A 26,587-nucleotide genomic window follows, 5' to 3' on the forward strand; every position below is an offset into this window, starting at 1 on the left:
ACTTACTTGAGTGCTTCTAACTCAAAATAGAGAAACCAAGCTGGAATAATCCAAGCCCATCTCTGTTCGTAGCTGTTTGGAAATCTATTCGCTAACTTCCCCATAATACGCTGATTCAACCAACCTCCTTGAAATAGAATACACCGATTACGAATGCGATATCTAGCATTTGAATAATAAGAAAATTGGTGTCCTTCACAAAAGAAATCAAATGAAAAGTAACTTAAGTGCCATTTATGGGTTGGATCGATATATGAGTTGGCACAGGAGAAATGAGGAGTTGTTATTTTCAATATTCCACCGGGTTTAATTATTCTGTTGAACTCTTCTAATGTTTTAGTAATATCATCTAGATGCTCTATTACATCTAAGCATTCTATTTCATCGAATTCACTATTGGTAAACGGATATGGAATTTCGTCTAAATTCCAAACCACATCTGGATTGACTTCAGCAGATAAGTCTAACCTAACTAGATTAGCTTCAGCCTCTTTATGTCCACATCCTACTGATAATTTTTTCATCATTAAAAATATTTAGCTCCATCGCTAACCAATCAAATATCAACACTGAGATCGCGCCAAGAACAAATCGGATTATTAGCCCACGGCATATATTCAGTAGTCCCAGCAAAATGCAAGAAATAGTTATTGATCAATGCTGTTTTTAAGCAAGCTCTAGCCACCTTTTGTGGTGGTAAAAAAGGATGTCCTCTTGTGAGACGCTTCCAGCCTCTAATGACTTTATTGTCGAGAGTGGGGCGAGGGAGCAAAAAAGGATAATCTCTTAACAAACATTCAATCCACAATCGATTGAATCGATAGTCTAGCCAATGTACGCAGTTGGCTTTGACAATTTCATAAGATAAATGCTGCATCTCACCTCCATGCTCGACTGAATCATCGCGATCATAATAAGCCTGTTCCAACAAAGAACAGTGGTAACGAGGAGATAATACCATTACACCTGTTTGGATCATACTATCCAATGCCTCTGGTAGCCCAGAGATCAAGTAGAACTCCTTACTGGAGCGAAAGGAGTTAGTCCATCTCCAAAATTGTATTGCTCTATCTTGCAAAATTTGTTGGCTCCCTGGTTTAGTTCCTGGTAAAGATTCACCCAGACAAGCAAACATCTCCACAGCACCCACTTTGTCTTCTGGAACTCCATCTACAATACAAGGGGAATTAGGATTGATCAAAATATCTGAGTCAATCCAAACTACGCGATCGTACTTCTTCACTCGCTCCTCACTCAATATCAGACATTTTTGCCAGCAAAGAGAGCGTGACTTGGCACGGGAAGATTCATCTAGGGGGCGATCGATACATATCACATCGTAGCCTTGCAACTCAGCATACCTTCCCCAATTTGAAAGGCATAGTTTTGACCACCGTTTTTGATACGATCTACCGATCGCTAACGTGACAATTGCTTTTCTCATGCTTCCCAAGGATAGGGTTTTAGTACAAAATGCTCAATAGTCAACTCATCTATCAGATATTTTTTATTATGAGGTATAGCTAAAACATTTAAAGGTAATTCCTCACCAATAATATAAAGTTCATAATTTTTCTGAATCAAAAAATCAGCTAGATCTTTACAAGTCGATCCAAAGTAGTTCTGTGATTCTTCGTTAAACTCTGTAACTATTATCGGTTTTTTTTCACTAGAAAATAGACAACTACCACCCTTCAATGCCTCTATTTCATGACCTTCAATATCAATTTTTAATAAATCAATTTCTTCAAAATCACTTTTATGTATATAGGAGTCAATAGTAGTGCATTTCACTTCACAACTCACCTCTGAGTAAGTATAAGGGGTTGACAGAGAACTAGCACCAGTACAATGGCTTGATGCAAAATACAAACGTCTGATTCCCTCCTGGCTAGATAAGGCAAGTTGATTAAGATGAACATTGTCAAGATTGTTAAGTTTAACACTTTCCGAAAGTAACTTAAAAGTTTCAGGATCTGGTTCAAAGCTATGAACTTGACCCGTTTCACCTACAGATCTACTGGCAATTAAAGTATATTGTCCACAGTGAGCACCTGCATCCATAAAAATATCACCAGGTTTTAGAAGTTGGCTAATTATCTGTACTGTGTTTTGCTCATATACACCATTTTGATAAATCTTAAAGCCAACTCCTAAATCATTCCAGTCCACCTTTATACTCATACCGTTGAACAATTTGGATTGGATAGGAAAGCGATAATTCAATCTGTCTGCAAGCCACACTAATCCTGGATGAGGTGACCATTGAAACATTAAATGTATTTTTACCCAAATTTCTAGAATCGCCTTGCCAAGTTGTGAATTTTTACTACAAATCCAATACAAGATTGAAAGAATAGTTTTACTAATCTTCTGTTTTAAATTGATGACCTGATTTTGAATCATTTTATTATCCTCACATTTACAATGTTAATTTATTGGGGAGTACGTACTGGGAGATTCAGAAAGTCTTTAATACTTTTTAAGTAAACAATTGGTTTATTCCCTAAAAATGACAAGAAATACTTAAAAGATAATTCTATATTCATTCCCTCTAATTCTGACAGAGAAATAATTTCCAAAACTTGATAGCGGAAAAGTGACAGCCTTAACTTTGTGAAGTTATCTAGACAAGCACCTTTCATTGCGGACAGCAACTTCTGCTTAAAGCTTCTTGGTATAATCGTATCATTTTTACAGAGATAGGGTACTTTATAAGTCTCAAATAACTCTTTTGCTGCAATGTCAGCTTGGCGAAGTGCCTTGCTATTTGGCTGAACTCTAATATATCCCAATAATCCGGGGATAAACTTAAATTCATAACCAGCAACAATTAACTGCCAGAAAAATTCAAAGTCCATAAAATGGTGAAATTTCTCATTGATGCTATAACCTTCTTGGAAAACTTTGCCTCTGAAAAACATAGCTTGATTGCCTAGACGAAACCAAGGCAATGTCTGTTCTAGATTAAATTCAGGAGCGCAGATGATTTCTATTACCTTACCTTTTTCTATTACATCAATTTCACCGTAAAATATATTAGCAGTCTTGAATTGAACAGAAGCCTCAGCAACTAGTTTAAATGCGTCTACTCTGTAGTAATCGTCTGAATTTTGCCACCCAACTAGATCACCAGTTGCTTTGTGAAATCCCTTGTTAAGGGCATTGGATTGACCTTCATCAGGTTCGCTAATCCAATAGGCTATATACTGCTCGTATTTTTTGATAATATCAATAGTATTATCTGTACTGCCACCATCAATAATAATATATTCTAAGTTAGGATAACCTTGGAGCATTACTGAGCGGATAGTTTCTTCTATAAATTCACCTTGGTTATAGCTGGGTGTTACTACACTGATGCGCGGCCATGGGGAACCATCTTGCATTAGCTCTGGTAATGGCTGCGTTTGTTCTGTCCAAGGCCATCCAGTTTTGCCAGGTGGTGGAGAAGGTAAGTCTTTGAGGGTTAAAGTGGTGCTTATAATAGGCATGATTGACAATTATGAATAATTAGGGCTTACTGCTTTTGATTTTATCAACAATAGGGAAATTCCATCACTTTTACTGAGCAAGTTGCTTAAGACAATCAATGAAACGCTTCTCAGCTTCTAGCGGACGCTGCAAAATACTTGGTGTTTCTAAATCTTTACATATTAATTGTTCTAGTTCCTCTATATTATCGTAACAGTATACTCCTGGGTAATTGAATGCACTGCGGCAAGCGTTGCTGTTAGCAATAATCGGAATTCCAGCAATTATCATTTCTGGAATTCGCATTAAAGCTCCTGCACCTGCTTTCTGATGCACTAAAATTACTTTAGTTTCAGTGAGTAGTTGATTGAGGTAATCGGGTGTCACACTGCCATGTAAAGTAACATTAGATAGTTTACTAGAAGATTTTAGTTTTTCTGTACCATAACCAGCAATATCAAGTTTAATATCTATTTTTGTTATGATTTGCTCTAGCCACCGAAGCTGTTCAATCATTCCTTCTAATGTAGGTGGATTTATTGCTGACCCTAATATCAAGAATCGTTGTTTTTTAGAATGAGTTCTGGCTTCTCGTAAATTGAGTAGGTTATTTAAAATAGGTTCAGGAGGATAATAGGACAAATAATCTGCGTTGATTCCTCGTAGTTTTAACAGCCATTGCTCCTCCCTCGAAATACAAAAAACAGCATCTGCTTTAGCAAGATGTTTGATTTCATTCTCAAAACTGTCAGGTAAACCTTGGCCAGAGTATGGGTCTAAATTAGGTTTAACTAACGACTCTAAATTATGAGGTATAGCAATTATCTTAAACCCTAATTCTTTTGCTACATAAGGTAATAAAAAATTATCTGTTGCCTCCCAAAGTAATATTTTACTCTCTTTATGTTGACTTAATACCATTTTGTAAAGTTTATAATGATGTCCGCAGATTCCGATTTTTTTGTAAGAAGTTGAGACTGGAAATCTATATTTAATTATAAAATTGATACCCTCTACATATCTGCCATAACGGCTTGTTTTAAATCTTTCTTTTTCTGGGTTAGCTATCTCAAAATTTGCAGATTTTACTAGTTCAACGATTTGTGCAGTACGATGATTTCCACCATGTCCATTGGAATCCACCTGAAAATAAGTTTCGTGCAAAATCTTGTTATGCATTGGCTTTAGACCCTATCTTGATTAGTAAAGTTTTTATTCCTGATTTTTTCCAAAGCCAGCGTCCTGTAGCCCAAAGTATAAACTCCATTGATAATTTTAGTATTTGAAGAGATTGGGAGCATTTTAGAGCCTCTTTTATTTGTACAAAACCAGCAATAATATTGTTGGTTTTTAAGGTTAGTTGCCAAGCCTGGTTGATGGAATAAATAGCGTAAGCTTCTAAAGATTTCTTTGATAACTTAAGAACTATCAATTCTGATAATAACTGTTGAGAAATCAAGTAACGTTCTGAAATAGCTATTGTCTTGCGGATATCACGAATGTTTTGACCTGATTTTATTAGTTCTGATGATGCCGATCCAGAGTGAACGAGATAACAAGCTAAAGGTTGAGGTTCGTACCAAACAGGATATTGCGCCGCAATTCTTTTCCACATTTCCCAATCAGCAGTAGAACCTGATTCTAAGCAAAACCCCCCTAATGTTTCATAAACAGTACGTCTAGTTACAATAGAGACAAATTGTATGCTCCTTACAGCAAGGCATTCAACTAAGTTACTAATTATTCCTGGTGTTTCTCTTTCAATGGGTGAAAAACTCTTCCAGTCACCATGCTCATCTGTAAAAATCTGGCGACAGAAGGCCAACCCAAGCGTTGAATTTTGCTCAATAGCCAATCGCAACTGACTGTAAAATCCAGGCAGTACACTATCATCATCATGTAATATATGTACCCAATGCCCCAGAGATCGCTGTAAGCAAGTATTCCAGTTATTAATCATGCCTACATTCTCAGGCTGCTGATAAAAATCTACTCTCCCTTTACCTATGTCTTGAACCATTTTTTTTACATTTTGATTTTCAGAGCAATTATCTACCACCTCAATTTGCATTTCCGCAGAACCCGGATCTTGTTCCAAGACACTTTTAATGGCTTTTTCTAAGTGATCTATTCGATTGTATGTTGGGATCATTACAGACCAAAAAGGTCTATCTATTCCTTGGCTAACAGGGGGAATCTCAGGATATTTTATAGCTTGAAATGCGAGTGGTTTTCTTTTCATTTTTTACCTTCATTTTCTATTAGTCGTTTAATTCCTTCTTGAATATCAACCTTTGCTTCCCATCCTGGCAACTGTTCTCCCTTCCAAGGCACCATTACCTCACGAAGCCGATAGGGTCTGCCTCCCCACTCTATAGGTAACTTCATACCTATTTCATCTTCATATATCCTGATGACATCTTTCAGAGTTAGCAGATTACCCGTCGATACAGCATAAATATCATGGCCTTTGACTACTCCACTTTGTAATCTTTCAGCCGCGCCAGTGTAAGCATCAACAACATCGTCGATGTATACAAGATCCAATAATTGCTCGCCAGGAGACATGGCTAACTTGTTTTGTGCCTTGGCTGTCTTTCTTAGTAAATAAAACAACTTTTTTCTCGTATCGTTTTCTCCATAAGTGTCAAATAGTTTTAACGTAATTACTTGAAAGGGCATCGTTTCTACATAAAATTGGAGGATACTTTCAAATGCTTGTTTAGTAGCAGCATATAAGCAAACTGGACTGTAATTCTTATTTTGATAATGCTGCCATGAAGTTCCTGTATTTACCAGTTTGTAAACTTTACTATTTGCCATCGCCTCAATGAGTTGATTAGCAAATACAATATTGCTCTGTAACAATGACATAATGTCTTGAGGAGTGTGTTGTGATAGAAACAATGAAGCTAGATGAAATACAATGTTTGGTTGAATAGATCCCATAAGATCCAACATTCCTTCTGTTGTACTATCATAAGTATGAACTTTAATACGTTCTAGTATAGAATAAAGATGGTTTAGAGAAGAATTGGGACGAACAATTATATGAACATTCCAACCATCCATAACCAGACGCTTAACCAAATGTGAACCAACAAACCCTGTTGCACCAGTTACCAAAGCCTTGTATTTCTTAATCACAAACAGCCTCCTCTTGATAACGAAAAGGACTCTTAAAATCAGCCAATTTGACAAACTGGCTATCTCGCTGAGAAATGATTGGCTTCGATTCAGGCCAAGGTACTCCTTTTACGGAATTCCATAGTATACCGCTATCATGTTCTGGAGAATATAAAGTTGTTACTTTGTACATTAGGATAGCACAATCACTGACAACATAAAATCCATGTGCTAACCCTGGAGGAATATATAGTCCATTTGCTTTTTCAGCACTTAACTCAAAGACAGAAAAATGGTTGTAGGTTGGAGATCCAACACGCAAGTCTACTAACACATCCATGACTTTACCTAAGACACAATAAACGAGTTTGACATGTTCATAGGGTGGAACTTGAAAATGCATTCCCCTCAGAACTCGTTGGCGCGAATCTGAATAATATTCTTCTACAAAGTTAGTATTGAGTTGGTGTTCGATAAAAATGTCTTGATGGAATGTTTTAACGAACGTCCCTCGACTATCGCTAAAGACATTTGGAAAAATTTCGTAACAACCTTGTATAATAGTTGGTTTAATCTTCATTACTTTTTAGATAACAGGATCAATGTTTATCTGAGTATTAAAGCTTTCTTTGAGGCAATTCACGATATAGTCTAATCTTACTTTGTCTAGACCAGGATATACTCCTACCCAGAAAGTATTATTCATTATTTTGTCTGCTTGACTCATTTCCCCTACTACCCTACATTTTATCTCCTTGTAGGCTGGTTGCCGGAGCAAATTGCCACCAAATAGCAATCTCGTGGCAATTTTATGATTTTCCAATTGTCTAATTACAGCATTACGGTTTATTGGTTGTGAGTTTCTTAATGTAATCGGAAAGCCAAACCAACTTGGATTACTATTTGCTGTAGCTTCGGGTAGGATCGCGAACTCCTCTAAAGGCTTAAGGGCTGTATGCAGATAGGAAAAGTTTCTCCGTCTTTGCTCAATAAAATCTGGCAGTTTCTTAAGTTGAGCTACTCCTACAGCAGCTTGCATATCCGTTAGCTTTAGATTATACCCAATATGACTATAAGTATATTTATGGTCATACCCAAAAGGTAACTCTCCTAACTGCCAAGAATAGCGCTTGCCACAAGTATTATCTACACCGGGAGGACACCAACACGATCGTCCCCAGTCACGAAATGATTCGATGATTTTTTGCAATTTAGCATCGCTAGTAAGAATTGCACCTCCTTCTCCCATTGTTATATGGTGTGCGGGATAAAAACTTACTGTGGCTAGATTTCCAAAAGTACCGACTTTTTGACCTCCATACTCTGAACCCAGAGCATCACAAGCATCTTCAATCAACCAGAGGTTATACTTGTCAGCAATCGCCTTTACAGCATCTATATTAAAAGGATTTCCTAGAGTATGCGCGAGGATAATAGCTCGAGTGCGAGAAGATATCGCATCCTCTAAGTGAGTAGTATCTATATTGTATGTAGGGATTTCTACATCCAGAAATACAGGAACTAAACCGTTTTGGATAATTGGATTAACTGTTGTTGGAAAACCAGCAGCTACCGTAATCACTTCATCTCCCGGTTGGAGACGGCGCTCACCCAAACTTGGCGAAGTCAAAGCTGAAATTGCTAGAAGGTTAGCACTTGACCCAGAGTTCACTAGCAAAACAAAGCGAATTCCCATAAATTCAGCAAATTCTCGCTCAAATTGCTCTGCATAGCGCCCTGTTGTTAGCCAGAAATCTAAAGATGCATCAACAAGATTAACGATCTCTTCTTCATCAAAGACTTTTCCAGTTACAGGCACAGAATCTATATTTGGCTGAAATGATTTCCTTGGCCAATTAACCTGGTAATACTTGCGAGTTAATTCAAGAATTTGCTGACGTAGTTTTTCTGCATTCATTTTTTTAGTTTAAAGAATTGTTCGTACCAAGCTATTGTTTCAGATAATCCTTTTTCTAACGTATACAAGGGTAACCAGCCCAACACCTTTTCCGCTTTTTTTGAAGACAAATACTGATCCCTAATTTCTGCATTAGCCTGATTTAGAATGATGGGTTCTAGATCTTCCCGTCTGAGAATGCTACTAATCAAATGTACTATCTCTAAAACAGTTAGGGGTTGTTGAGGTCCAAAGTTGAATGTTTCTCCTTTCACTTTTTGCTTATCTAAAGCTTCAGCCATAAGAACATAAGCGTTAACTGCATCTTTTATATAGATATAATCTCTCTTAAAAGTACCATCACTACGAATAATTGGGGGGACTCCGCGCAATAGACTCCTGACTGTACCTGGAACAATCCGACTCCAATTTAAATCACCTCCTCCATATATATTACCACACCGTGCTACCACGATGGGTAAATTGTATGTACAGTAATAAGCTTGGGCTATTAAGTCCGTACAGGATTTAGATACGTCATAGGGATGCTGACCTAGTGGTGGCATATCTTCAGTATAGGGTAACACTTTACTATCACCATAAGCTTTATCAGAGGAGGCTATCACTATCCGTTGAACTATAGAAGAATGGATGCGACATGCCTCTAGTAAGTTGTAAGTGCCCCGAATATTAGCTTCAAAAGTAGGTAGAGGGTTTCTGTAAGCTGTCCCTACAATTGTCTGCGCCCCTAGATGGAAAACTGTATCGACCTCATACTCGTTAATAGCACGTTCTAAAGTCCAAAAATCTTCAAGTTTACCATTAATTAGGGAAATATGTTCTATATCTTTACTCCTGTAAACTTCTGATTGGGGGTCGGCATCTCTTACTAGAGCTACAACATAAGCACCTTTTTTCAAAAGTTCTTTTACTAGCCAAGAGCCTACTATTCCTGTTGCACCTGTCACTAAAACTCTACAACTATCCCATGTCTTAATGTTTATACTTACCATAGTTTCCAAGGAGCTTCTTCCTGTTGCCACAGCTTTTCTAACAACTTTACATCTCTTAGAGTATCCATACACTGCCAAAAATCACCATGGCGATATACTGCTAACTCACGATCCTTTGCTAATCTCTCTAAGGGTTCTTTCTCAAATACCACTTCGTCTCCTTGTATGTAATTAGCAACAGCAGGTTCTAAGACAAAAAATCCCCCATTTATCCAACCTTCTGCTGTCTGAGGTTTTTCTTGAAAACCGGAGGCTAAATCACTCTCAAAACAAATTTCTCCAAAGCGCGCTGGGGGACGAACTGCTGTCACTGTTGCTAAACGACCATGAGCATGATGGAATTCCAGGAGTTTTTGAATATTGATATTTGCCACTCCATCACCATAAGTTAGCATAAAAGTCTCTTTCCCAATAAAGTTTGCTGCTTGCTTCACTCGTCCTCCTGTCTGTGTATTCAGTCCAGTATCTAAAAGATGGACTATCCAGTTTTCACTAACACTATTTCGGATACTAACTTCTCCAGTCTTTAGATTAACACTAACACTACTGGTTCGGTAACGATAGTTTACAAAGTAATCCTTAATTATCTCCCCTTTATAACCCAAGGTTAGCAAAAATTCATTATATCCTTGATAGCTATACATCTTCATTATATGCCAAATTATTGGATTTCCACCTATTTCCACCATAGGCTTCGGTTTAACTGTTGTCTCTTCTTGAAGTCGTGTCCCTAAGCCACCGCACAAAATCACTACTTTCATTCAATTACTCCTCATGTTTTACGGGATCAATCATTTTTTGAGTTGTTTTTAAATTTAATTCTGCTTCTGATAGAATTAAGTTTCCCCAGGCACGATTGTCCCAATTATAAATATAATCTCCATTTTCTGACCAATGTAAAACTTGAAAAGCAGGAATACCAACTACTATGTCTAAGTCTTTTCTACAACTATTTAATCCACCTGTTCCAATACTAAACCCTGCATAGTAATATCCTGGTGCAATCTGTAAATGCTCAAGAACTAAACTAAATTTCAAGATCTTATCAGCTTTTATAGAAAACACTTTGTTTGAAAACATTGTCCCTATACATGTACCATAAATATCGTACACACTAGATGCAATACTTAAATCTTGAAAGTATTTACTGGAATATATGGTCACCTCATACTCGATTTTTTGACTGAAATAGATAGTATTGTCTCCGTCTTTTGAGCAAATCTTAATATTGGTGAATTTAATATTATGTCCCATTCCAGGCAGCCGACTTGTTTCTAATTCACTACTTGGATTATAATACACATCGGATAAGTAATCAGTGACAACCCTCTCCACTTCACCAAGTATTTTTATCTTACTACTTGACAAATAAATGGCTTGATTACACAGAGAACTTATGGCTCCCATATTGTGACTTACAAATATAACTGTACGACCTTCTTGTTTTGCAATATTTTCCATCTTCCCCAAACATTTTTTCTGAAATTGGATATCTCCTACTGCCAATACCTCATCGACAACTAAAATTTCTGGATCTAAATGTGCTGCCACTCCAAAAGCAAGACGAACATACATCCCAGATGAATATCTTTTTACAGGTGTATCTAAAAACTTCTCTACTTCTGCAAATGCTACGATTTCATCAAACTTTTTCTTAATTTCTACCTTACCCATCCCTAAGATAGCGCCATTGAGATAGACATTTTCTCTACCCGTAAGTTCTGGATGAAATCCAGTGCCAACTTCCAATAAACTAGCAACTCTACCCTTAATGTGAACTTTACCTGTTGTCGGTTCAGTGATACGGCTCAAAATCTTTAGTAAAGTAGATTTTCCTGCACCATTGCGACCGATTATACCAACTCGATCGCCTCTATTAATCTCAAATGACACATCTTTCAAAGCCCAGAACTCTTCCCGTGAGGGGTTTTCCCGCTTTTCCCCTGTTCCCTTCACTAGAGTACGTCCCAAAGATTTCACCCCATTGGTAATCACGTCTCTAAGAGCAGTATAGGGTTCTTGTTGCTGATGGCGGATTAAATATTTCTTACCTAAGTTCTCAACTCGGATTATGGGTTCAGACACGATTCAAACTCCTCTCCCTCATTAAATAACATCAGCAAAAGTACGTTCCATCTTGCGGAAATACCAGACACCGCCGATACAAAGGTATCCCACTAGAATCACGGACACGACGAAACCAGGGAGATAAAGTTGGGCATTGCCTAAAATAGCCCAGCGAAACCCATCAATAACTCCCACCATTGGATTTAATGAATAGATTAAACGCCATTGGTCAGGTACAACGTTACTACTAAAACCTACAGGAGAAATATATAACCCGAATTGGACAAGAAAGGGCACTATATAGCGAAAATCTCTATACTGAACGTTTAAAGAGGCTAACCATAAGCCTGTACCCATAGCCGCAGCGAAGGCAATCAATATAAACAGTGGTAATAATAATATTTTCCAGGTAGGAATGAAATTGTACCAAGCCATTAGTCCCAGCAAAATTATTCCAGAAATCATAAAATCTACAAAGCTGACAATAACTGCACTGGTGGGAACAATAAGGCGAGGAAAATATATTTTTGAGATTAAATTGGCGTTTCCAATGAGGCTGTTACTACATTCAGACAAGGCGCTGGCGAAGAATTGCCAGGGGAGCATGGCTGAAAAGACGAGGATGGGATAAGGCGCTCCATCTGAAGGGAGTCCTGCTAATTTACCAAAGACTATGGTAAAGACAACCATAGTTAAAAAAGGTCGGATTAATGCCCAGGCAATGCCGATCGCCGTTTGTTTGTACCGAACCAATATATCTCGCCATGCCAAGAAGTAGAACAACTCGCGGTAGCGCCACAGGTCTTTCCAATATTCCCGCTCCGTCCTTCCTGCTTCTATTACAATTTCCGTTTGACTGGAATAACTCATTACGATCGCCTATGGCTCTAGAAAAAATCAACCTTGGAAGATAAAACACTAATCCACCGTAGACAGTAGCACAACTTGGTAAAAATTTCCAAACTATGTCATCCTGTCCCCTCTGTATACAGTAGTCGAATCTCCATTTCCAGATTACCCTCAAAAAAACTTGAGTGTACCCACTGATGCAGATCCAGATTACCCCTTTTACTGTCCACAAGCGCTTTGCCCTGAACATTAGCCGGGGCAGCAATACCCACAACACCAATATCTGGGTGAGCGTCGAACATGCTGGAATTACGGGATGGGGAGAAGCCACACCCTTTTCCACAGGAGGCCAGAGTCAAACGACTGGAGAGATTGTAGCAGCTTTAGAGCAAATTGTACCGATTCTCCAACCCTTCAGTCCCCTAGAGCGGCAAAATATCCAAGCAACTCTCGCTAAATCCGGGATTTCTATGCCTTCTGCGGCTCAAGCGGCACTAGATATGGCGCTTTATGATTGGTTGGGAAAATCGGTTAGTCTTCCTTTATGGCAACTGTGGGGATTCGATCGCCAGCAAACCCCGCCAACCTCTGTTACCATCGGCATTAGTACCCCAGAAGCAGCTCAAGAACGGCTCCGTCATTGGCTAGATCTGACCCCGGTTCGCTATCTCAAGGTCAAACTGGGGAGTCCAGAAGGGATAGAAGCCGATCTCGCCATGCTCAATGCCCTTCTACAGGTAGCTCCTGAAGGCTGTAAGGTCTATGTAGACGCGAATGGGGGATGGAACTTAAACCAAGCGATTACCATGGCTCAGACCCTCAAAGAATGGGGGATTGAGTACATCGAACAACCCCTACCTCCTGGTGAAGAAAAAGACTTAGCTCAACTCTACGAAAAATCGCCCCTACCCATTTTCGTAGACGAAAGCTGCTATACCCGCGCGGATATTCCCCCCTTGGCCGATCGCATTCATGGCATTAACATCAAACTGATGAAAGCTGGGGGACTTAGTGAAGCCATGGCCATGATCCACACAGCCCGCGCTTGTGGTTTACAAGTGATGTTAGGGTGTTACTCAGATAGCAGTCTAGCCAATACAGCAGCCGCTCATTTAGCCCCCCTAGTGGATTATTTGGACTTAGATAGCCATCTCAACTTGATCGATGATCCCTTTAGGGGAGCTACCCTAGAAAACTCTCGGCTGATGCTCAATACTCAACCTGGTTTAGGAGTAACGCGACATGACGGTTGATTTTTCCCCTTTACTGACTCGTAACCGTCGGGTGGCGATTTTGCTCCATGGGGGACTTCAGGGAGGGACTGGAAAAACGGGACTGTCCCTAATTCGCTACAGTGAGGCGGAGATTGTGGTTTTAATCGATGAAGAGAGTGGGGGATTATCCCTACAACAATTAACGGGAATAAGTCGTAATCTCCCCATCGTGGCCAACATAAGCGAAGCCTTAACCTATCAGCCAGAAGTATTAGCGATCGGTATCGCTCCATCCGGTGGCGCTCTACCGGAACCTTGGGTGAACGACATTCAGCAAGCAGTTGAAGCCGGACTTTCTGTCGTTAACGGACTCCATACCCCCCTTGCGCCTCAATTTCAATCCTTTCTGAAACCGGGGCAAATGATTTGGGATATTCGCCAAGAACCGAAACATTTAACCATTGGCAGTGCTAAAGCGCGAGAGTTAACCAATATCCGCGTGCTGACGGTGGGTACAGATATGTCCATTGGTAAGATGTCCACCAGCTTAGAACTTCATCGAGCGTCCCAAGAGCGCGGCTTGAAATCCCATTTTATCGGCACGGGACAAGCGGGAATTATGATTTCCGGTAAAGGAGTTCCCCTGGACGCGGTACGGGTGGATTTTGCTGCGGGAGCCATAGAACAGCAGGTATTAACCTATGGCGCGGAGGCTGATATTGTTCATATTGAGGGTCAAGGCTCCTTACTCCATCCGGGTTCTACGGCTACCTTACCGTTGATTCGTGGCTCTCAACCCACGGCTTTAATTTTGGTACATCGTTGGGGACAAACCCATATCCGTCATGTTCCTCAAGTGGCTATTCCGCCGCTTCCGGAGGTGATTGAGCTTTACGAGCAAGTGGCGAGTGTAGCGGGTGCTACTGAACCGGTACGGGTGAAGGCGATCGCCCTCAATACCCATAAATTTAGCAAAGAAGAAGCAGATCGTGCGATCGCCGAGATCCAAGACCTAACCGGACTTCCCTGCACCGACCCCATCCGCTATAATGCCAATCGCCTCCTAGATGCCGTTCTCTAACCCAACCTCTGGATGATTGATACCTTTATCGTTCCCAACGCCAATCTCATTCTAGGAGCTATCCTGCTCAGTCTCTGTGCATTCGGCTATTGGGCAGAACAAACCCGCCGAGGAACTCCCCCCCTAGCCGCCCTCCTCGTTCTCGCTCTCGCCAGTCTCTGTAGCCATCTGGGACTCATTCCTAGCGCTACCCCCATCTATCCAGCGATCGCCACCTACGGCATCACCCTCGCCATTCCCCTCATTCTCTCCCAGATAGACTTACGGGAACTATCCACCCATGCCAAAGCCACCCTCCTGATGTTTGCCTGTGGCATGGGTGGCACAATCTTAGGATCGATTCTCGGCTTCATCCTCCTACCCTTGGGAGCAGAAGGAGGAAAAATCGCTGCTATTTTTGTTGCTCAATATATCGGTAACTCCCTCAATGCTGCCGATGTCGCCTCCCTCCTAGACTTTCAAGGGTCTATTCCCCTAGAAACCCTCAACGCTGTCGATCGCCTCCTCACCAGTCTCTTTATTCTCTTTTGGCTCCTGATCTCCATTATTCCCAGTATCCGCAGTTTCTTTAGCCCCCATCAAGAAGATTGGGGCATTCGCTTTGGCAGCGCTCCCGTCCCCACCATCCTCAAACAAACCGCTCCCACCCGCTTTGATTTAGCCCTTGCCCTCGCTGCTAGTGGGATTTCCGTTTTACTGGGCTATGCGATCGCGGCTGCTATCCGCTTACCCGGTAGCGAACTCTTCTTCACCACCATTATTGTAATTATTCTGACTCAAGTTTTTGCCACTACCAGCGATCGCCTCGCCGGAATCGAAGAATTTGGCGCACTCCTGATCCTCCTCTTCTTCTCCACCCTCGGAGCCACCACCAGCATCCCCGAACTTCTAGCCCTCAACCCCCTACTGCTGCAATTCGCAGCTATTATCCTCCTCGCTCACGTAGCGGCGATCCTCATTGCCGGTAAACTTCTCAACATTGAATGGGCCGACATCCTCATTGCCTCCAACTCTAGTATCGGCAGCGCCACCCTAGGAGTCGCCATGGCTGTCGCTCAACGCTGGGAAACCCTCATCATTCCCGCCATCATTTGTGGCACAGTTGGCTCCATGATCGCTAATCCCATTAGCCTGATTTTGGGAAATTTACTGTAAAGAACTCTCCTAACAAAAATGGAGAGACGGGAGAACGGGGAATAAAAATAATGTTACGTTACAATAATTAACACTTCTTCATCATTTCCCCACTCAATCCATGCAAGTCACCGTTTCATCTCAGACCCAACCTCACCCAACCGGCCAATACTGGAATTGGCGTGGCCACAGCATTTACTACACCCAAGCCGGACAACCCCATCCCCAACGACCCCCCTTACTCCTGGTTCACGGGTTTGGGGCATCTACAGATCACTGGCGTAAAAATGTTGCCGAACTCCAAAAAGATTTTCAGGTGTGGGCCATTGATTTACTAGGATTTGGGCGTTCTAGTAAACCCAAACTAACCTACAGTGGAGACCTCTGGCGCGACCAACTCCAGGACTTTATCACCCAAGTCATCGGTCAACCCACCGTCTTAGCCGGAAATTCCCTCGGCGGTTATGCCTCCCTCTGCGTCGCCGCTCAATACCCCCAGTCAGCCGTGGGTTTAATCCTTATTAATAGTGCCGGCCCCTTTTCGGACACTGAACCCAAAACTCCACCCAACCCCATCAAAGCCACTCTGGGCAAAATCACGCGCTCGCTATTTCTGCAACCAGGGATTAACTTTTGGCTCTTCCAATATGCTCGTCGTCGCGCCACCATCCGCAAAACCCTCCTCAAAGTCTATCTCGATAAAACCGCCGTCACTGACCAACTCGTAGAAGACATTTATCGTCCCTCCTGCGATATTGGGGCCCCTGATGTTTTTGCCGCCGTCTTCAAAACCCCTCCCGGCGCAAAAGTGGATCATCTCTTACAACAGCTCACCTGCCCCCTCTTAGTCCTTTGGGGAGAAGCAGACCCCTGGATGAATGCTAGAGACAGAAGTCCCAAATTCCATCAACATTATCCCGATCTGACAGAATATTTCCTCGAAGCGGGCCATTGTCCCCATGATGAAGTGCCCACTCAGGTTAACGAGCTAATCCGCAATTGGGTATACAGCACTTCTGTCAGATAACGTTAACAAATGTTGCGAACTGTAATTTATTGTGTTAACTTTAATTACAGATACTTGAAATCTAACCGGAGTTCTGAAGATGGAAAAGCAAGACAATAAATTCGGTTTTACCGCCTTTGCGGAAACTTGGAATGGCCGCCTCGCCATGTTAGGCATTATCATCGGTTTAGCTACGGAATTCATGACCGGCCATGGTATCCTTTCTCAACTTGGCTTAATGTAATCGCATTAGCATTCATCCGTTAATGCCATAATCCCTTGTAGGGGTGGGTTTCAAACCCACCCCTACTTGAGCTAATACAATAACCCCAAGATTCTAAGGAGATTAAATGGTGCAAATTACACTTGACATTCCTGATGAACTCATTGACCATTTCAACCCAAACCATCTAGCTCGCGAGATTTTGGAAGCTTTAGTCGTACAAGCTTATCAGACCGAAAAAATTACCAGTGCGGAAGTCCGTCGCATTTTGGGTTTACCTTCTCGTTGGGATGTTGATGCCTTTTTGAAGCAGCATAAGGCTGATTTGCATTATGACGAGGCAGATTTGCAGCAGGATAGGGAAACCCTTCGCCAACTCCGTTATGATCGTCGTTTCTGATACTTCGCCGATCAACTATTTACTCCTGATTGGCCAGATTGACCTGCTCCCCAGCTTATTTGAGCAAATTATCATTCCTGATGGGGTTCGGGATGAAATGCAGGATTCCTCCGCACCAGCAGTTATACGTCAATGGAGCGCTAATCCTCCTTCCTGGCTTACTATTCAAGTTGTTTCCAGGCTTGATGAAACCCTCAATTTTCTCGATCGCGGCGAACAGGCCGCCATTAGCATAGCCCAAGCCTTACCAGCAGACCTACTGATTATCGATGAACGCTTGGGGAGACGCATAGCGAGCGATCGCTCAATTCCTGTTATCGGCACTCTGGGAATCTTGGATGAGGCTGCACATCAAGGTTTAGTTGAGATTTCAGAGGCGATCGCGCTATTGCAACAAACGAACTTCCGTATATCCCGACGCATCATTCAGACATTGCTAGAAAATAGAGGATAAAGCGATCGTGTCTACTTTTGTCTCTAACCCCCTTCCCCTGCGCCCTGACCTCCACATCGATCGCACTCAACTCAATTAACTGTGCGATCGCTGCCAAATTAAAGTAATAAATCTTTATCTTAACTTATAGCAATTTCCTCTGCTATGCGGTACATAAATAGCGGTTTTTAACGATAGCCAGAATAGCCCAAAGCTAAATTGAGTCTGTTGTTCACTCCCCCCACTCCCCCATTCCCCCATTCCCCCATTCCTCCACTACAGCGCGAAGCGCTGTATGTCCACATCCTCTGAATTGGATAGGCATCAAAAGCCGTGTCAGCACTGACAATCATTAAAGAATTGGTGATTGCTTGAGCAATTAAAATGCGATCGAATGGATCGCGATGATGAAGGGGTAGAGTTCTATAATGCTCAAGATCGGCAAAGGAAATATCTAAAGTTTCAATCCCAGTCTGTGCAAGAAAATCAGCTAATTCCATAAACTCAAAATCTAATTTCAACTTTTTAATTGAAATTTTGATAGCAATTTCCCACACAGTTGCCATGCTGACCCTAACCCGGTCGGCATTTTCTATGCTACTTTTGACCCTTGATGGCAACTTAGGGTCATCAGCTAGAAACCACAACAACGTATGAGTATCGAGTAGCATTACATATAATCCTTCATATCTTCCAGAGGGGCATCAAAATCTTCTGCCATCCAAATTTTTCCCTTTAACAATCCCGCTCGTCGCTTTTTTTGTTGCACTTCTAGCTCGACTCTTTTCTCTATATACCGTTCTGATAAGAATTCAATATAGTGCAATACCTCGATTTGTAGAGACTCTGGTAATGTCTCTAATTTCTCTAAAATTACCGGTTGAATCATTATTACCGCTCCAAAATTATGCTACAACTATAGCGCTTCGCGCTAGGCAATAGGCAATAGCTTGTATTGCTTAGGGTCTAGCCCTCAAGCTGTACTCCATAGAAGAGAGAAGCGCTATACTATATTTCTCATGCCATTCTTGTTCAGTAATGACAACTAAACCCTCTTCCTTTTCTACTCTTTCCATTGCTTCTAATAATTGTTTTTTATTGGCTTCTGTAGAAAATAAATATATCGCTGAACTAGAGGGTAAGGTGGGCAGGAGCATAAGCCATATCATTCAAATTCTACAACTGTCCTCCTGCCCACTCTACGATGATTGGCTCGATCCCCCTTTCATGTCCGCTTGCGGAAAATCCCCCTTTTCAAGGGGGACGAGTCTTGATTTCCCCTCTTTTTAAGGGGGGATAGGGGGGATCAAAATCTAATCATCAATCCCTTCAATGCGGTCTTCTGCCTCCTGATACAACTGGCGCAGACGCTCAAGGTTTTCCTCGCTGGTTTCCCAGTATCCGCGCCCATTCACTTCGAGCAGGGTACTAACGACCTTGCGGAAGGAATGGGGATTGAGGTTGAGCAACCGTTGACACATGGCCTCATCCTTAATAAAAGTGTCGTTGGTTTCCTCATACACCCAGTTATCCACCGCTCCCGCAGTGGCACTCCATCCCGAAGTATTCACCAGACGCTTGGACAACTCCCGCACCCCTTCATAACCATGGGAAAGCATCCCCTCGTACCATTTGGGATTGAGCAGTTTTGTCCGTGCATCCAGGCGCACAGTTTCCGACAAGGAGCGTACCTGCCCTTTAGCGGTGGTGGTATCGGCAATATAGGCAGCCGGTTGTTTACCATCTTTCCGCAGGGAACTCACGACTTTGGTGGGGTCGCTGTCGAAATAGTGGGAAACATCCGTCAAGCTAATCTCAGAAGAGTCTAAGTTCTGGAAAGTGACCTCGGCGCTCTTCAGGGAAGACTCGAAAATCTGACGGCTTTCTTTCATGATGCCCGGATTATCGGCATCAAAGGCAAAGGATTTGCGGTTGAGATACATCTCTTGCAGTTCCGACTCTTCTTCCCAGGAGGAATTTTCCACCGCCAGATTAACGTTGGAGGAGTAGGAACCACTGGCATTAGAATAAATCCGACTCGCCGCTTGCCGCAGGTTAATCCCCAACTCTTCCGCTTGCTGCATGGCATGTTTGCGAATAAAGTTCATTTCTGGGTGTTCATCCGCTTCAGCCGCCATTTTCACCGCCCTATCCATCAGCGCCATCTGATTGACGAACAGATCTCGGAAGACTCCGGAACAGTTGACCACCACATCAATCCGGGGCCGTCCCAACTCTTCTAGGGAAATCAGCTCCAGTTTATTCACCCGTCCCAGGGCATCGGGAACCGGTTTGACTCCTACAAACCAGAGGATCTGAGCTAAAGATTCCCCAAAGGTTTTAATGTTGTCCGTTCCCCAGAGAACCGTGGCAATGGTTTCCGGTAGTTGGCCGTTATTGCTGGCTTTATGGCGCTCTAGGAGTTGGTCTACTACCCGTTTGGCCGATTTGATGGCTGCTTCTGTGGGAATCGATTGGGGATCGAGGGCGTGGATGTTTTTACCTGTGGGCAATACGTCCGGGTTGCGGATGGGGTCACCCCCGGGCCCGGGGAGAATATACTGGCCTTCCAGAGCAGCGAGCAGAGCGCCCAACTCATTATCGGCACAGACCTGTTCGAGACAGAATTCTAGATATTCCATCAGGGTTTTGAGGGCCGCTTCATCGACGTTGGTATAACCTAACTCATGGAGTTTGGCGACCCAAGGCGCTTTTTTACCCATGTTGAAGAAGTTCAACTTGGAGACGAGGGATACCCGACCTTCCGCATTGGTTTGTTCTTCTACCAGAGCAGTGACGGCAGCGCGGGTGGCTTGGACGATTTGGTTATAGAGTTCTACGTCTTCGAGGGAGCCTTTGTCGCTACTTTGATAGATTTGGTCGATGTCGCGGTTAATACTGCGAGCGATGATCCGGGGCAGGCTTTCGATGCCCTCTTCCGGGCGATCGATGTTGGAGATATTGACCAAGGTGGCGATCGCCTCCGTCGCTGTCGGCGGTTTCCCCACCACATGCAACCCACAGGGTAACAACCGCGACTCAATCTCCATCAGCTTGTTGTACACCTGACCGATGAGATTATCCCGCTCTTGAGCCGATAAGGTGGCCCCATCATCGGGTAGCGCAATATCCCGATCCAGATTCACCTGGCGACATTTCTCCACAATCGTCAGCACAATTTGCTCGCCCCTAGGGGTATGCTTGAGCTGTTGATAGGAGCTAATCAACTCGCTCAGTTCAGCTAACCCTCTATACAAGCCCGCATTTTCGGCTGGGGGAGTCAGATAAGAAATGGTGGCTGCATAACCTCTGCGTTTGGCAATTGTGGCCTCTGAGGGATTATTCGCTGCGTAGTAGTACAAATTTGGAATCGAACCAATCAGATTATCCGGGTAACACGAACCCGACATCCCCATCTGTTTCCCTGGCATAAATTCTAGGGAGCCATGGGTTCCGAAGTGCAGCACCGCATCCGCACCCCAGACTTTCTCTAGATAGGTGTAGTAAGCGGCAAAACCATGGTGGGGAGAAGCCGATCGCGAAAACAGCAGCCGCATGGGGTCGCCTTCGTAGCCAAACGTAGGCTGTACCCCAATAAACAGGTTACCGAAGTGCTTCCCATAGACCAACAGATTTTGACCATCGCTGTTGAGATGTCCTGGAGGGGGGCCCCAGTTTTCCTCTAGGCGATCGCTGTAGGGGGTGAGTTTCTCATATTCAGCCACCGACATCCGATAGGCAATATTTAACTCTGGGGAAGCATACTGAGCGCTGGCATCATGGATCACCGCTTCCATTAGCGCTTGGGGGGATGCAGGCAATTCCCCAAGATCGTAACCATTATCCCGCAGGGCGCGAACAACTTCGTAGATGCTGCCAAATACATCTAAATAAGCAGCCGTTCCCACATTTCCCTTATCAGGGGGGAAACTAAAGACCGTGATGGCCACTTTCTTCTCTAGCTTCGGTTTGCGCCGCAGGTTAGCCCATTTGATCGCACGAGAGGCAACCGACTCGATCCGATCTTGGAGGGCGATCGCCTTGCCAGTGGCTCCATCCCTTCCAGAGAGGATAATCGGCTCAATGGCTCCATCCAATTCGGGAATGGCGATCTGAAGCGCCACCTGTACCGGGTGCAGTCCCAGTTCCGAAGCTTCCCACTCTTCCGTCGTTTGGAATACCAGGGGCAGAGCTACCATGTAGGGCCGATTGAGGCGCTTGAGACTCTCTATCGCTTTGGGATGGTCTTGACGAGCAGGGCCACCCACCAGGGCAAACCCGGTCAGGGAAATGACCGTATCTACAATCGGTTTTTGGGTGCGCTGATTCCAGAAATAGGCATCTACTGGTTTAGAGAAGTCCAGTCCCCCCGCAAATGTCCCGATCACCCTGGCTCCTCTAGATTCCAGTTCTTGGACAATAGCCACATAATGGGCATCGTCACCGGTTACCAGGTGGCTCCGTTGTAGCACCAGACCTACACAGGGAGCGAGAGGATCTTTTAGGTCATCATTGATGTCATCCCGGCTGTTATACCAGTCAAAATATTCCTGTTGGTCTTCAAACATTTTCGGGGCCATGGGATGCCAGAGACCCAGGTCTGGATAAACCACCGGGTCGTCATACCGTAGGGGCGAATAATCCTTTGCCCCACTATCGAGAACATATTTATCCGCCAACATCAGCAGGAAGTTGGTCAGGTTTTCCGGAGATCCACCGAGCCAATATTGGAACGAGAGCATGAAGTTGCGAGCGTCCTGGGCCTTTTCGATGGGCATATATTTCAGGACTTTGGGCAGGGTACGCAGGAGTTTGAGCATTCCGTCTTGGAAGGAGGAACCGCTAGACTCTTTGCGTTTTTTCATGAATGAGGCGATCGCGCTCTTAGACTGTCCCAACTGCGCCATGCTAAAGCTTCCCAACTTATTCAAGCGCATCACTTGGGGCATGGAGGGGAAGATGACCGCCGCCTCCAGGCGATCGCGATGGGGGGCAACCGTGGCGACAATGCGATCGGCTAAGTCTTCAATGAAAATCAACGAGCCAATAAAAATATTGGCCGTCTCCATATCCCGCTCAAATTCGGCATAGTTTTCAGGATTGCGTAGCTCCTCAATCAAGTACCCACTTAACTCGATGCCCACTTGATTTTGAGGTGTGCCCGTGCTGCGGTTAATGGTTTGAGCTGCTTGGGTGAGGGCACTTTGGTATTGCGCCTCCATGACGATGTACACAATTTTGATAATTTTTCGCCCATTGGCGGTAGGGGTGGGTTTCAAACCCGCCCCTACGGGGGCAGACTCTTGGTCAGGTGCGCCTTCTCGAGTCTCTTGGGCGATCAGTTCTGCGGCGATCGCCTTTAGGGTTTCCCCATCGAGTCCATGAGCTGACTCTGTTTCTGGTACGGTTACCCGACGAATGTTGGATTTAACTTGGGTGTACATATTGGAGGTTCCTCTATGATCCTTATTCCCTTTGTATGTATTTCGGCTCGCTGCCGATATTGAGTATGATTCCGACTAGGGGGGGTTCCGAGCCACTATAGGAACTCGAAACAGCAAATCAATAGTTAAGATACCCCTACTCTTTACCCCATGTTCTGGGGTCTGGGTCGTCTTTTTTGCCCACAACCTGTCAGGGTAACGTGGATAAGACGCTTTCAGCAATTTTAACCCGTCTGGAAGGCCGCAAAATCTGGCTTTTTCCATATACAGGATTCTGACGCATAGGATGGGGTGTTACCCTTGCCCCCTGGCGAAAAACTGGAATTTAATAAGTATTTTTGCGTCTATCTAACCTAATTTTATAAGCAATTTGACAATTTCTTAATATTTATTGATATATCTTACCCCAAATCTAGGGGACTCTGCCGTTAATCTATTGACAAACAGGATTGGTCGTGATAAACGGCTAATTAGAACCAGTGAACGATCGATGATTCACTATTTGGGCACGAGCATTTCATAGGATGCCTCAATCCCTTTAATTAGGCAGACTAAAGAGGTTACACCAGTCACTAAAATCAGATAACTAAAGACAGATTGGTTGGCCACCGTAAAGTTGGCTTTGAGAACCAATGCATACCTCAATTCATTGCGGCTGGCAATTAAGGTATTCAGTAACTGCGACACTTCTTCAATGTTAAAGGAAGGAATCGAAAAACAAAGTTGTCCTCCTCGCAGATGGCTTAACATCGCCAAATAAGTGTTGAGCATGACATTGCCAATTTCCGTTAACACTTCACAACCGGAAACTGTTAAGTTAGGGGTCAACGATGCCCTATTGGAGTTTCCTAAATCAGCTAACTCGATAGCTGAGGCATAATCGAGAACAAACAGTGCATCTCCAGCCATAGAATTTTCAAACTTTTGATGTACACAGACGATTGGATCGGTAAAATGGGTAGACCACTCCTGAGAAAGCAGGACTAAGGAATTCAAGCAAACATCAGAAACATCCAAACTGACCGGAAAATTCATCAAATCTGACAGCAAAAAAGCACTTTTTTCCGAGAGAGCCAGAGTCATAAACTCCATTAAGGCATATTTTTGATGTTCAGTTAATAACATATGATTCCCCTGTTAATGTTGATTAGTTGTAAGAGAGTTACCGAAGATTTAGTAAAAATTTTATCATTTTAGGGACGACTAAAGAGCAGTTGATAGATGGTCTCTGGGATAGATTTTAGAGAAATGCTACGATCGCTCAGGCCCGCTTCGACCACAGAACGAGGCATTCCATATACCACACAGCTTGATTCGGATTCGGTGATAATCATCCCCCCATGGGATTTGATTTGAGCTGCACCTTGTTTACCGTCCGATCCCATACCCGTCATCACTACGCCCAAAGTGCGATCGCCATACACTTGTGCGCCCGACTGAAACAACACATCAACGGAAGGACGATGGGGTAAATCAAAGGGCTTAGATTGCAGTTTGGCTACTACTACTCCTTCCCGGTTACGTTCAAAGCCTAAATGATATCCAGCAGTGGCAATCAGAACCCGGCCGGGTACAACCGCATCCCCATTATGGGCTTCGATGACCTCTAGAGAGGAGTAATTATTCAAGCGTTCAGCATAGAGTTTGGTATAGCCTTTGGGCATATGCAAAACAACGGCGATTGGCACGGGAAAATCGGCGGGAAACTGGGGAATGAGATAGGTTAGGGCTTGGGGGCCACCGGTAGAAATGCCAATTAAAACGATATCAAATCGGGGAATTGTTGAAGGAATGAGTTCTCTAGAAGGGGGTAACTTTGGAGTCGCCTGACTCAGGGCTGGTGGATAGGGATTTAAGGGTAATTTAGCCGCTTTTTTAACCTTCTGAATCAGATCGTCTTGAATTTCATATATTTTATCAGTGGCTAAGGCTGTGGGTTTATGAATAAAGTCTACCGCTCCAGCATCCAAAGCGTCTAAAACCTTTTGTCCTCCTTCATCAGCAATACTGACAATCACAATCGGAATCACTTTACGCAGCATTTGTTGGCGAATAAAATCAATTCCATCGATGCCGGGCATAATTAAGTCCAAGGTGATGACATCGGGATCGTGTTTAGCCACTTGTTCTAAAGCATCTTCGCCATCATGGGCAATACCGACGACCTCAATAAATGGGCTACTCAATAGCATTTTTTTGATGACCTTACGCACATAGGCTGAATCATCGACTACTAGGACTTTAATTAAATTTGTGTTTTGTTCTGGCATGATTTTCATGAAGATCGCTGGTTTTTTAATCGTTTTCTTGTTTTTGAGGTTTCACATAAATAAATGATTTATTGACTTCACAAATTTCAAATTGAGTATTGAGTTTAAGAATAGATTCTGAAGACCCCAGGAATAAATATCCATTTTCAGGCATTTTATCAAAAAACATCATCACAGTTTTTTTGATGGATTCTGGGGAAAAATAAATAAACACATTGCGGCAAAAAATAAAGGGAATATTGCTAAATAACACAAACTCATCAGAATTTAATAAGTTGGCTGTTTTCCAGCGAATTCTACTGTGAAGATCGGGGTTGATACGCCATTGTTGAGCTTCGGGTATAAAATATTTTTTTTTCAAGGTTGGAGATAATGTCCGAAAAGAATGCTCGCGATATAATCCCTTCTTCGCTTTAGCGATCGCCCGTGATGAGATATCCGTAGCATAAATTTCAATCGGTAGCCGATCAAACCATCGTGCCTCCTCTAACGCCATAGCGATCGTTAATGGCTCTTCACCTGTGGAGCAGGCGGCACTCCAGATTTTCAGGGGATAACCATACCCACAAGATAATCCAGTCCTTTTTTGTTGCTCTAAATACTGATGAATGAGCTGTTCGATCAACAGCTCTATTTGATCGAATTCCCGCCAAAAAAATGTTTCGGGTACAGTAATCGTATTGACCAGCTCTTGCCATTCTTGATTAGCACTTGTGTCATATTTTAAGAGGTAATAGTAATCCAGAAATGAATGAAGACCTTGTTCTAAAAGTCTAGGGGATAACTTATCTGCTAACAAATCTTGTTTAGACTGATCGTAATAAATGCCGGTACGTTCGTGAATTAAATTTCTTAAAATCACAAAGGTACTGTCAGACATTCCAAAAGTATGGGTTGAAAAGATCATGGTTTCCAATCACAAAGCCAAATTTTTCCCATCTATAACAGGGTAGAAA

Annotated in this window: 27 protein-coding genes; 7 read left to right on the forward strand and 20 right to left on the reverse strand. The window is 43.0% G+C overall.

Annotated elements, in window-relative coordinates; all coding sequences use genetic code 11:
* Window positions 1-2: 2 nt before the first annotated feature.
* The 13 genes from AC3FZD_RS19795 to AC3FZD_RS19855 all read right to left on the reverse strand — a co-directional run bounded on the left by AC3FZD_RS19795 (window position 3) and on the right by AC3FZD_RS19855 (window position 12,447).
* Complete coding sequence (locus AC3FZD_RS19795; protein ID WP_488737664.1) at window positions 3-527, reverse strand: class I SAM-dependent methyltransferase; 525 nt, start codon at window positions 525-527, stop codon at window positions 3-5.
* A gap of 29 nt (window positions 528-556) precedes the next feature.
* On the reverse strand, window positions 557-1,444 hold the full coding sequence (locus AC3FZD_RS19800) for a hypothetical protein (RefSeq protein ID WP_488737665.1): 888 nt from the start codon (window positions 1,442-1,444) through the stop codon (window positions 557-559).
* Window positions 1,441-2,406: an FkbM family methyltransferase gene (locus AC3FZD_RS19805; RefSeq protein ID WP_488737666.1), complete on the reverse strand. Its 966-nt coding sequence runs from the start codon at window positions 2,404-2,406 to the stop codon at window positions 1,441-1,443. The genes AC3FZD_RS19800 and AC3FZD_RS19805 overlap by 4 nt, the downstream gene beginning before the upstream one ends.
* 29 nt (window positions 2,407-2,435) lie before the next feature.
* Window positions 2,436-3,494, reverse strand: coding sequence for a glycosyltransferase family 2 protein (locus AC3FZD_RS19810; RefSeq protein ID WP_488737667.1), 1,059 nt, complete (start codon window positions 3,492-3,494; stop codon window positions 2,436-2,438).
* A gap of 70 nt (window positions 3,495-3,564) precedes the next feature.
* The gene (locus AC3FZD_RS19815) at window positions 3,565-4,638 is read right to left on the reverse strand and encodes a glycosyltransferase family protein (protein ID WP_488737668.1); all 1,074 of its coding nucleotides are present in this window, start codon (window positions 4,636-4,638) and stop codon (window positions 3,565-3,567) included.
* A gap of 7 nt (window positions 4,639-4,645) precedes the next feature.
* Window positions 4,646-5,716 (reverse strand): glycosyltransferase family 2 protein, encoded by a 1,071-nt coding sequence (locus AC3FZD_RS19820; protein WP_488737669.1) that lies wholly within the window; start codon window positions 5,714-5,716, stop codon window positions 4,646-4,648.
* A complete protein-coding gene (locus AC3FZD_RS19825; protein ID WP_488737670.1) occupies window positions 5,713-6,621 on the reverse strand; it encodes an NAD-dependent epimerase/dehydratase family protein in 909 nt (302 codons plus the stop codon). The genes AC3FZD_RS19820 and AC3FZD_RS19825 overlap by 4 nt, the downstream gene beginning before the upstream one ends.
* Window positions 6,614-7,180, reverse strand: coding sequence for a dTDP-4-dehydrorhamnose 3,5-epimerase (gene rfbC / locus AC3FZD_RS19830; protein ID WP_488737671.1), 567 nt, complete (start codon window positions 7,178-7,180; stop codon window positions 6,614-6,616). Before rfbC ends, AC3FZD_RS19825 begins: the two co-directional genes overlap by 8 nt.
* Window positions 7,181-7,186: 6 nt before the next feature.
* Window positions 7,187-8,518 (reverse strand): lipopolysaccharide biosynthesis protein RfbH, encoded by a 1,332-nt coding sequence (gene rfbH / locus AC3FZD_RS19835; RefSeq protein WP_488737672.1) that lies wholly within the window; start codon window positions 8,516-8,518, stop codon window positions 7,187-7,189.
* Window positions 8,515-9,495, reverse strand: a complete 981-nt coding sequence (locus tag AC3FZD_RS19840) for a GDP-mannose 4,6-dehydratase (protein WP_488740396.1) — start codon at window positions 9,493-9,495, stop codon at window positions 8,515-8,517. The genes rfbH and AC3FZD_RS19840 overlap by 4 nt, the downstream gene beginning before the upstream one ends.
* Window positions 9,496-9,503: 8 nt before the next feature.
* Window positions 9,504-10,271, reverse strand: a complete 768-nt coding sequence (gene rfbF / locus AC3FZD_RS19845) for a glucose-1-phosphate cytidylyltransferase (RefSeq protein WP_488737673.1) — start codon at window positions 10,269-10,271, stop codon at window positions 9,504-9,506.
* 4 nt (window positions 10,272-10,275) lie between these two features.
* Window positions 10,276-11,595, reverse strand: a complete 1,320-nt coding sequence (locus AC3FZD_RS19850) for an ABC transporter ATP-binding protein (protein WP_488737674.1) — start codon at window positions 11,593-11,595, stop codon at window positions 10,276-10,278.
* 21 nt (window positions 11,596-11,616) lie between these two features.
* Window positions 11,617-12,447, reverse strand: coding sequence for an ABC transporter permease (locus tag AC3FZD_RS19855; RefSeq protein WP_488737675.1), 831 nt, complete (start codon window positions 12,445-12,447; stop codon window positions 11,617-11,619).
* A 176-nt stretch (window positions 12,448-12,623) separates the two neighbouring features.
* Here AC3FZD_RS19855 and AC3FZD_RS19860 point away from each other — a divergent pair, with 176 nt between their 5' ends.
* The 7 genes from AC3FZD_RS19860 (at window position 12,624) to AC3FZD_RS19890 (ending at window position 17,938) form a co-directional block, all read left to right on the forward strand.
* Window positions 12,624-13,679, forward strand: coding sequence for a dipeptide epimerase (locus AC3FZD_RS19860; RefSeq protein ID WP_488737676.1), 1,056 nt, complete (start codon window positions 12,624-12,626; stop codon window positions 13,677-13,679).
* Window positions 13,669-14,721, forward strand: a complete 1,053-nt coding sequence (locus AC3FZD_RS19865) for an N-acetyltransferase DgcN family protein (RefSeq protein WP_488737677.1) — start codon at window positions 13,669-13,671, stop codon at window positions 14,719-14,721. The genes AC3FZD_RS19860 and AC3FZD_RS19865 overlap by 11 nt, the downstream gene beginning before the upstream one ends.
* Before the next feature lie 12 nt (window positions 14,722-14,733).
* Window positions 14,734-15,876, forward strand: coding sequence for a DUF819 family protein (locus AC3FZD_RS19870; protein WP_488737678.1), 1,143 nt, complete (start codon window positions 14,734-14,736; stop codon window positions 15,874-15,876).
* 100 nt (window positions 15,877-15,976) lie between these two features.
* Window positions 15,977-16,882, forward strand: a complete 906-nt coding sequence (locus AC3FZD_RS19875; protein ID WP_488737679.1) for an alpha/beta fold hydrolase — start codon at window positions 15,977-15,979, stop codon at window positions 16,880-16,882.
* Window positions 16,883-16,961: 79 nt separating this feature from the next.
* Window positions 16,962-17,105 carry a high light inducible protein gene (locus AC3FZD_RS19880; RefSeq protein ID WP_488737680.1) on the forward strand — a complete coding sequence of 48 codons (144 nt, stop codon included), beginning with the start codon at window positions 16,962-16,964 and terminating at the stop codon, window positions 17,103-17,105.
* 109 nt (window positions 17,106-17,214) lie between these two features.
* Complete coding sequence (locus AC3FZD_RS19885; RefSeq protein WP_488740397.1) at window positions 17,215-17,484, forward strand: UPF0175 family protein; 270 nt, start codon at window positions 17,215-17,217, stop codon at window positions 17,482-17,484.
* Window positions 17,468-17,938 (forward strand): PIN domain-containing protein, encoded by a 471-nt coding sequence (locus AC3FZD_RS19890; protein WP_488737681.1) that lies wholly within the window; start codon window positions 17,468-17,470, stop codon window positions 17,936-17,938. The genes AC3FZD_RS19885 and AC3FZD_RS19890 overlap by 17 nt, the downstream gene beginning before the upstream one ends.
* A 167-nt stretch (window positions 17,939-18,105) precedes the next feature.
* On the opposite strand, the gene AC3FZD_RS19895 is transcribed toward AC3FZD_RS19890, so the two are convergent.
* From AC3FZD_RS19895 to AC3FZD_RS19925, 7 genes are all read right to left on the reverse strand, one after another.
* Entirely contained in the window at window positions 18,106-18,588 is a 483-nt protein-coding gene (locus AC3FZD_RS19895; protein WP_488737682.1) for a type II toxin-antitoxin system VapC family toxin, read from the reverse strand.
* Complete coding sequence (gene vapB, locus AC3FZD_RS19900; protein WP_488737683.1) at window positions 18,588-18,806, reverse strand: type II toxin-antitoxin system VapB family antitoxin; 219 nt, start codon at window positions 18,804-18,806, stop codon at window positions 18,588-18,590. The genes AC3FZD_RS19895 and vapB overlap by 1 nt, the downstream gene beginning before the upstream one ends.
* A 70-nt stretch (window positions 18,807-18,876) precedes the next feature.
* Window positions 18,877-19,086: a hypothetical protein gene (locus AC3FZD_RS19905; RefSeq protein WP_488737684.1), complete on the reverse strand. Its 210-nt coding sequence runs from the start codon at window positions 19,084-19,086 to the stop codon at window positions 18,877-18,879.
* Between the two features lie 144 nt (window positions 19,087-19,230).
* Window positions 19,231-23,361, reverse strand: coding sequence for a magnesium chelatase subunit H (locus AC3FZD_RS19910; protein WP_488737685.1), 4,131 nt, complete (start codon window positions 23,359-23,361; stop codon window positions 19,231-19,233).
* 498 nt (window positions 23,362-23,859) lie between these two features.
* Window positions 23,860-24,486, reverse strand: a complete 627-nt coding sequence (locus AC3FZD_RS19915) for a chemotaxis protein CheC (RefSeq protein ID WP_488737686.1) — start codon at window positions 24,484-24,486, stop codon at window positions 23,860-23,862.
* Window positions 24,487-24,554: 68 nt separating this feature from the next.
* A complete protein-coding gene (locus AC3FZD_RS19920) occupies window positions 24,555-25,640 on the reverse strand; it encodes a protein-glutamate methylesterase/protein-glutamine glutaminase (protein ID WP_488737687.1) in 1,086 nt (361 codons plus the stop codon).
* A gap of 16 nt (window positions 25,641-25,656) precedes the next feature.
* Complete coding sequence (locus AC3FZD_RS19925) at window positions 25,657-26,511, reverse strand: CheR family methyltransferase (protein ID WP_488737688.1); 855 nt, start codon at window positions 26,509-26,511, stop codon at window positions 25,657-25,659.
* Between the last annotated feature and the right edge of the window lie 76 nt (window positions 26,512-26,587).

The organism is Roseofilum sp. KMC-1, assembly GCF_057802075.1.

Bases quoted from the DNA above. Each gene is read 5' to 3' on its own strand.
- vapB (WP_488737683.1), bottom strand. From the start codon at position 18,806: ATGATTCAACCGGTAATTTTAGAGAAATTAGAGACATTACCAGAGTCT.
- AC3FZD_RS19870 (WP_488737678.1), top strand. From the start codon at position 14,734: ATGATTGATACCTTTATCGTTCCCAACGCCAATCTCATTCTAGGAGCT.
- AC3FZD_RS19915 (WP_488737686.1), bottom strand. From the start codon at position 24,486: ATGTTATTAACTGAACATCAAAAATATGCCTTAATGGAGTTTATGACT.
- AC3FZD_RS19890 (WP_488737681.1), top strand. From the start codon at position 17,468: ATGATCGTCGTTTCTGATACTTCGCCGATCAACTATTTACTCCTGATT.
- AC3FZD_RS19865 (WP_488737677.1), top strand. From the start codon at position 13,669: ATGACGGTTGATTTTTCCCCTTTACTGACTCGTAACCGTCGGGTGGCG.
- AC3FZD_RS19875 (WP_488737679.1), top strand. From the start codon at position 15,977: ATGCAAGTCACCGTTTCATCTCAGACCCAACCTCACCCAACCGGCCAA.
- AC3FZD_RS19795 (WP_488737664.1), bottom strand. From the start codon at position 527: ATGATGAAAAAATTATCAGTAGGATGTGGACATAAAGAGGCTGAAGCT.
- rfbH (WP_488737672.1), bottom strand. From the start codon at position 8,518: ATGAATGCAGAAAAACTACGTCAGCAAATTCTTGAATTAACTCGCAAG.
- AC3FZD_RS19920 (WP_488737687.1), bottom strand. From the start codon at position 25,640: ATGAAAATCATGCCAGAACAAAACACAAATTTAATTAAAGTCCTAGTA.
- AC3FZD_RS19800 (WP_488737665.1), bottom strand. From the start codon at position 1,444: ATGAGAAAAGCAATTGTCACGTTAGCGATCGGTAGATCGTATCAAAAA.
- AC3FZD_RS19860 (WP_488737676.1), top strand. From the start codon at position 12,624: ATGCAGATCCAGATTACCCCTTTTACTGTCCACAAGCGCTTTGCCCTG.
- AC3FZD_RS19910 (WP_488737685.1), bottom strand. From the start codon at position 23,361: ATGTACACCCAAGTTAAATCCAACATTCGTCGGGTAACCGTACCAGAA.
- AC3FZD_RS19880 (WP_488737680.1), top strand. From the start codon at position 16,962: ATGGAAAAGCAAGACAATAAATTCGGTTTTACCGCCTTTGCGGAAACT.
- AC3FZD_RS19805 (WP_488737666.1), bottom strand. From the start codon at position 2,406: ATGATTCAAAATCAGGTCATCAATTTAAAACAGAAGATTAGTAAAACT.
- rfbC (WP_488737671.1), bottom strand. From the start codon at position 7,180: ATGAAGATTAAACCAACTATTATACAAGGTTGTTACGAAATTTTTCCA.
- AC3FZD_RS19905 (WP_488737684.1), bottom strand. From the start codon at position 19,086: ATGATATGGCTTATGCTCCTGCCCACCTTACCCTCTAGTTCAGCGATA.
- rfbF (WP_488737673.1), bottom strand. From the start codon at position 10,271: ATGAAAGTAGTGATTTTGTGCGGTGGCTTAGGGACACGACTTCAAGAA.
- AC3FZD_RS19855 (WP_488737675.1), bottom strand. From the start codon at position 12,447: ATGAGTTATTCCAGTCAAACGGAAATTGTAATAGAAGCAGGAAGGACG.
- AC3FZD_RS19810 (WP_488737667.1), bottom strand. From the start codon at position 3,494: ATGCCTATTATAAGCACCACTTTAACCCTCAAAGACTTACCTTCTCCA.
- AC3FZD_RS19925 (WP_488737688.1), bottom strand. From the start codon at position 26,511: ATGTCTGACAGTACCTTTGTGATTTTAAGAAATTTAATTCACGAACGT.
- AC3FZD_RS19820 (WP_488737669.1), bottom strand. From the start codon at position 5,716: ATGAAAAGAAAACCACTCGCATTTCAAGCTATAAAATATCCTGAGATT.
- AC3FZD_RS19895 (WP_488737682.1), bottom strand. From the start codon at position 18,588: ATGCTACTCGATACTCATACGTTGTTGTGGTTTCTAGCTGATGACCCT.